At 54.3% G+C, this 6238-nt stretch carries 5 protein-coding genes; all 5 read right to left on the bottom strand.

The window, feature by feature from the left end:
• Positions 1 to 251 precede the first annotated feature (251 nt).
• A complete protein-coding gene (locus tag ACQY36_RS07820) occupies positions 252 to 2747 on the bottom strand; it encodes an ATP-dependent helicase (RefSeq protein WP_428078715.1) in 2496 nt (831 codons plus the stop codon).
• A 9-nt stretch (positions 2748 to 2756) separates the two neighbouring features.
• Positions 2757 to 3272, bottom strand: a complete 516-nt coding sequence (locus ACQY36_RS07815; RefSeq protein WP_428078713.1) for a GNAT family N-acetyltransferase — start codon at positions 3270 to 3272, stop codon at positions 2757 to 2759.
• A 4-nt stretch (positions 3273 to 3276) separates the two neighbouring features.
• Positions 3277 to 4497: a 23S rRNA (uracil(1939)-C(5))-methyltransferase RlmD gene (gene rlmD, locus ACQY36_RS07810; RefSeq protein WP_428078711.1), complete on the bottom strand. Its 1221-nt coding sequence runs from the start codon at positions 4495 to 4497 to the stop codon at positions 3277 to 3279.
• A complete protein-coding gene (gene ychF / locus ACQY36_RS07805; RefSeq protein WP_428078709.1) occupies positions 4490 to 5563 on the bottom strand; it encodes a redox-regulated ATPase YchF in 1074 nt (357 codons plus the stop codon). Before ychF ends, rlmD begins: the two co-directional genes overlap by 8 nt.
• 149 nt (positions 5564 to 5712) lie before the next feature.
• Entirely contained in the window at positions 5713 to 6210 is a 498-nt protein-coding gene (locus ACQY36_RS07800; RefSeq protein ID WP_428078707.1) for a type IV pilin protein, read from the bottom strand.
• Between the last annotated feature and the right edge of the window lie 28 nt (positions 6211 to 6238).

The raw sequence follows: 6238 nt of genomic DNA, 5'->3' as shown, positions 1-6238 counted from the left end.
AAAAAAAAAAAACAAATCAAGGCCTTCCAGGCCCTGGAGACCTGGCCTTATCCAGGGTTAAAGCAATAAACGGTGCTATTAGATACTTGGGAGAGAAATATTTGGGGAACGCAAAAGCTTTGGGGAGACGGTTCTCTAGGTATACCGCAAACCAATGAAACTCCCCGGGCTGAAGCCCGGGGTGTTCTGTTAAGGTATTTATAAAAAACCCCGGAGAGTTATTCCCGGAGTTTGAAAGGATTTCAGACTGATTACAGTATTTCAAGCGGCGCAAATTTTAACATAAAGGTTCTTCTTACGCCATTGCCGAACAGCACCGTAATTTTGGCGCTGTCCCCCGAGCCGGCCACAGCCACAATCTTGCCTTGCCCGAACACTCCGTGCTTTACCAGTCCCCCTACGGACACGCCGTCGGCGTTTTTGGGGCCCGGTTCGGCCGGCGCCTGCGACGCGGCGGGAGCCGTCGGGAACGGGTAAGCCCGCCCTTTGGGATACGTCTGCGGCGCCTCGGGCTTGGCATACAAAGACCCCAGCCCGGCGGATTTGCCGTAGGAAGAAGACGTATAGTCCAAATCGTCGTCTTCAATTTCGTAGCCGTCTTGGTCGTAGCGTTTTTGGAAACGGCTTTTGCTGGCGTAGCCTTCAAAATTCTGATAACGGTTCCCGCCGAAACTGTTTTTCCCGCGCGAAAATCCGCCGCCGTAATTGCCGCCGCGGTACGGGCCGGAAGCGCCCGCGCCGTACAGCCCGTATTTGGCGCGGTAGTCGGTATAGCGCGGCTGGGCGGGCGTTTCGTGCACTTCGTTTTCATCCAAAAGCCCGCTTTCAAACAAAAAGCGCGACGGCAAATTGTTAAACAGCTGTCCGAATTTGCGGCGGGACTGCGCGTAAGACAAATACAATCTCTCCCGCGCGCGCGTCATCGCCACATAGCACAGGCGGCGTTCTTCTTCCAAATCGTCCTCGTTGTCGCGGCTGATGGGAAACAGCGTTTCTTCCAGCCCGGTTACAAATACGTCATCAAATTCCAGGCCTTTGGCCAGGTGAACCGTCATCAGCGTTACCGCGCCGCCCTCGCCGGCCTGGGAATCGTCCTCCCCCGACAAAAGCGAAATCTCCTGCAGGAAATCCGCCACCGAGGGTTCTTTTTCCCCCTTGCGGCAGCGTTCTTCGTATTCTTTTACGGCGTTGATAAGCGCGTCTAAGTTCTGCAGGCGGGATTCGGCCTCCGGGTCCTTTTCCATCTCGGCTTTCACCGCATCCATATAGCCCGATTCCACCAAAATTTTATGAAAAATATCCGCCGGGTCCGTCAGCAGCATATCGCCGCGCCAGTTTTCAAACAGCTGCACCAGCTTGACGGCGGCTTTGCCGGCCATAGAGCTTAAACCGGGCACATACGCCGCTTTTTTAAGCGCGTCATATAAGGACAGCTGATTGTTTTGCGCATATTCCATCAGCCGGTCCTGCGCCACTTTGCCCAGGCCGCGCGCAGGCGTGTTGATAATGCGCAGCAGGCTTACGTTATCGGCCGGGTTGACGAGCATACGCGCGTAGCACATAATATCTTTAATTTCCTTGCGGTCGTAGAAGCGCACGGTGCCGACCAGCCGGTACGGAATCTGGTAGCGGCGGAAATAATCTTCAAAACTGCGGCTCTGCGCGTTGGTGCGGTAGAACACGGCGATGTCTTTTAAACTGGCTCCTTCTTCGTCCACCAGCGCCTTGATGTTCTGGCTGACCCAGCGGGCCTCGTCGCCTTCGCTCATCACTTCGCGCACTTCAATGGGGTCGCCCTGGGATTTATCGGTAAACAGGTTCTTTTCTTTACGCTTTTTATTCTTGGTAATCAAGCGGTTGGAGGCTTCCAGAATGGCTTTGGTGGAACGGTAGTTTTGCTCCAGCGTAATCGTTTTAACGTCCTGGAAGTCTTTTTCAAATTCCAGGATATTGCGGATGTTCGCCCCGCGCCAGGAATAGATGCTCTGGTCCGGGTCGCCCACCACGCAGAGTTTGCGGCGTTTGGCCGCCAGCATTTTGGTAATAAGATACTGGGTATGGTTGGTGTCCTGATACTCGTCCACCAAAATGTATTGGAAAAAATCCTGGTAATAGTTACGCACGTCCTCGTGGTCTTTTAACAGCACCACGGTTTTTACCAGCAAATCGCCAAAGTCCAGCGCGCCCGCTTCTTTAAGCTTCTGTTCGTAGCGGCGATACACTTCCGCGGCGCGGATTTTAAAATCCAGCCCGCTGGCCGTGGCGCTTTGCATCAGCGTATCGGGCGACACCATATCGTCTTTGGCGCGGGAAATCAGGCTGACGATTTGGTTGATTTCTTTCTTCGGGTCTTTAATGCCCATCTGCTGCAAAATCAGGCTGACCACTTTTTTCTGGTCCGAATCGTCGTAAATCGCAAAATCGCGCGACAGGCCCAGCGCCTGCGCGTTCTGGCGCAGCATACGCACGCCGAACGAGTGGAACGTGTGAATCCACACGCGGTTCCCCGCGCCGGGCACAAGGGCTTCCACGCGCTCGCGCATTTCCTGCGCGGCTTTGTTGGTAAACGTTACGGCCAAAATCCGGGCCGGGTTATACCCGTCCGCAATAAGTTTGGCTATTTTGGTGGTTAACGTTTTGGTTTTGCCCGTGCCGGCCCCGGCCACGATTAAGCACGGGCCTTCGTCGTAATTAACGGCTTCAAGCTGCTGCGGGTTTAACGATTTTAAAGAGTCTTCTAAAGTCATGGCGTTTATCTATCCTAAAAAATCAACGGTGCCGCCCGCGTTAAATAACGCGCCTGGCGTCAGTTCGCACGCCAGCGTATATTGCGGCGCAATGTCCTGCTTGGAGGTTAAGCCGAAGCGGCTCATCGGCGCAAAGCCGAACCGCCCGTAATACCCCGGGTCCCCCACCAAAAGACAGGAGTCATACCCCAGCTTGCGGGCCCGCAAGAACGCTTCTTCCACGAGTTTCGCCCCGTACCCTTTGCCTCGTTCCTCCAGCGCCACGCACAGCGGCGCCAGGATAAGGGCTGTACGTTCGGAACCGTTGTCGGAAGCGATATGCGTCTTCGTCAGCATAATATGCCCGATGATACGCCCGGCTTCCTCGGCCACCAAGGCCAGTTCGGCAATATACTTTGCACCCGCACGGAGCTTGTTTACAAAATCCTGCTCCGTACCGTCGGACACTTTGGCGGTTTTGAACGCTTCGCGGATGAAATCGTACAGGGCCGGGAAATCGGCCGGAGTTTCGGGTCTGATATTCATAAGATTATTTCAGCTTCAGCTGTACGAATGTTTCAATATGTTCGCTGTGCGGGAAGAAGTCAAACGCTTCCACGTGCAAAATGTCGTAGTGCCGGGTTAAAATTTTAAGGTCTGCGGCCAGCGTAACCGGGTTGCAGGAAATATACAGCACGTTTTCCACGCCCGATTCTGCCACCGCTTTGGCGGCTTTGGGGTGCATCCCGCCGCGCGGCGGATCCAAAATAATCAGCGCGTCCTTTTTTTCAATCGGCTGCTGTTTGACGAAATCTTCCACCTTCGCGCAGAAAAACTGCACATTGGTTACGCCGTTTATTTTGGCGTTTTCAATCCCGTTGTACACGGCCGGAGCCACGCTTTCCACACAGACGGATTTTTCGCACAAGTCCGCGCAGGAAAGCGAAAAACTGCCCGCGCCGCCGTACAAATCGTAAATCCGCCTGGGCGCCAATTTTTTAACGAGCGCGCGCACGCGGGAATACATCTTTTGCGCGGTAAGCGTATTGGTCTGAAAGAAAGACTGGGGCGAGAGTTTAAACGTCACTTCGCGCACCGTTTTGCCGGATTCGTCCGTCAGTACGATTTTTTCAAAAATATGGTCTTTGCCTTTCAGCACGCGCAAAGATTCCGGCGCGGCGGTATCCGCGAGGCCGTTGTTGACGGCCGCCATAATATGCGCGGACGGCATAACATTCTCCACCGCCTGCACAAAGGTTTTTTCGTTAAAATCGTCCGTTACGAACAGCACGACGATGGCCTCGCCCGTGTTTTTCCCTTCGCGCACCATAAGGTGGCGCAGCACGCCGGTGTGTTTGCGCTGGTCGTAGTATTCCAGCTTTTCGGCCCGGGCCCAGGCGCGGATGGACTGCAAAAGCGGGATGAGGCTCTGGTTAAACAGCGCACATTCGGCAATATCCACCGCGCGGTCCCAGCGGCCTTTTAATTTAAATCCCAGCGCGCTTTCAAACTCCAGCGGGCGGGTTTTGTTGGCCGGGTCCTTCCTGTCGTAATCTTCGCGCCATTTTACCTGGTGGCAGAAGCCCAGCTCCACTTTGTTGCGAAAATGCTTCGGCTCGTCCGTTACCGTAACCGGGATTTCCCCGTTCCAAAAATCTTTCAGCGTGTCCTGCAGTTTGGCACGCTTCTTGGCGACCTGTTCTTCGTAGGACAGGTTGAGTAACGCGCAGCCGCCGCAGGTGCCGAAATGTTTACAGGTAATATCAGGCATTGATTTTAAACAGGCAGACGTCGCCGTCCTTTACGATATATTCTTTGCCTTCCGAGCGGATAAGGCCGTGCTCTTTCAAGGCTTTTTCCGAACCGTATTTGACGAGATCGTCAAAGGTGTACACGTCGGCGCGGATGAAACCTTTTTCAAAATCGCTGTGGATTTTGCCCGCCGCCTGCGGCGCGGTGCAGCCCACGGGAATCAGCCAGCTGCGCACTTCCACTTCTTCGCCGGCGGTAAAATAGGTACACAGGTTGAGCAGTTTCATCCCTTCGCGCACGATTTTTTCAAGCCCGGTGTAATCGCTGCCGGTTTCCGACAGAAAGGCTTTCTTTTCCTCTTCGGAGAATTCCGCGATGTCCGCCTCAAACTTGACCGACAGCTCCACAAACCCCGCGCCGTTTTCCCGCGCGTATTTGGCCACTTTTTCGGCGTTTTCGGCGTTTCTCACCTCGGAATTATTGCCCACGTACAACACGGGTTTGGCGGTTAAAAACTGGTAATCTTTTAAATCTTCCGGCTCCAGCCCCAGCGAGCTGACGGGTTTGCCCTCTTCCAGCGCGGCCTTGACGGCTTTCATCTTTTCCCACGCGGCCACGGCATCTTTCTTGCCGCTTTTGGCGTTGGAGGCCAGGCGGTCGCAGATTTTCGTCGCGCTTTCCAAGTCCGCAAGCATCAGCTCGGTATTGATAACCTCAATATCGCGCAAAGGATCTACGGAGTTCATCACGTGCGTTACGTTTTCGTCGTTAAACAAACGCACGACGTGGATAATCGCGTCCACCTCGCGGATGTTGGCCAGGAATTTATTCCCCAGGCCCTCGCCCTGGCTCGCGCCCTGCACGATGCCGGCGATGTCCACAAATTTAATAAAAGCGGCGGTTTTCTTGGGCGGCTTGAACATTTCAAACAGCTTATCCAGGCGTTTGTCCGGAATGGGGACGATGCCGACATTGGGCTCAATGGTGCAGAACGGGTAGTTGCTGGCTTCCGCGCCCGCGCAGGTAAGCGCGTTAAACAGGGTGGATTTGCCTACATTGGGCAGGCCTACGATACCGATTTCCATATAGAAATTGCTCCTTGGGACGATGATAAAAGCGGACACTTCAAATTATGAAGTATATTTAGGTATATTTTAGCATTTTAAGCCGCCCGAAGCCACGCAAAACGCCCGGGCCAGGCACCCGGGCGTTTTTTACCGTAAAAACCTTTTGGCTACAGCCGATAGTGCATCAGCCCGTCGCTGTTGTCAAACGGCTCTTTGCCGCCCAGCGAAATGCACAAGCTGGTGGCTTCCTGATCTTCCTCCCGCGCCAGGCAAAAGCGCTGGCCGTCGCGCACGCCGCCGAACAACACGCGGTACCCCACATATTGATTGCCCGACGTACCCCGCTTACACAGCACCGAGTTCATGACCGTCGACCCCATATACAAACTGCAGGCATAACCGTTTAGAAAAACGCTTTTTTTGTCGGCGGAAAGCGTGCCGGGCAGGGTAATGTCTAAATCTTCCAGCGAAGAAGGATACGAGCCGTTGGCCATCTTATACACCAAGGCCGCCGCGGCTACGGCGTTAGCCGAGGTCATCACCTGCACGTAACGGCTTTTGGACACCGCCCGCTGGTACTGCGGCACCGCCACCGCCGCCAAAATACCGATGATTAAAACAACCACCAACAGCTCTATTAACGTGAATCCGAGGCTTTTCTGCACGGGATATATCCCCCTATTTATATAAGTT

It is taken from the genome of Candidatus Avelusimicrobium alvi (assembly GCF_958451995.1).
In the GTDB taxonomy this organism is placed as follows: Bacteria; Elusimicrobiota; Elusimicrobia; order Elusimicrobiales; family Elusimicrobiaceae; genus Avelusimicrobium; species Avelusimicrobium alvi.
Note: the sequence above shows the minus strand (reverse complement) of the source record. Positions and strands in the feature narration are given on the sequence as shown.

What these genes read in the sequence shown, in the direction of transcription:
- ACQY36_RS07820 (WP_428078715.1), bottom strand. Translation starts at nt 2,747, where the DNA reads ATGACTTTAGAAGACTCTTTAAAATCGTTAAACCCGCAGCAGCTTGAA.
- ACQY36_RS07815 (WP_428078713.1), bottom strand. Translation starts at nt 3,272, where the DNA reads ATGAATATCAGACCCGAAACTCCGGCCGATTTCCCGGCCCTGTACGAT.
- rlmD (WP_428078711.1), bottom strand. Translation starts at nt 4,497, where the DNA reads ATGCCTGATATTACCTGTAAACATTTCGGCACCTGCGGCGGCTGCGCG.
- ychF (WP_428078709.1), bottom strand. Translation starts at nt 5,563, where the DNA reads ATGGAAATCGGTATCGTAGGCCTGCCCAATGTAGGCAAATCCACCCTG.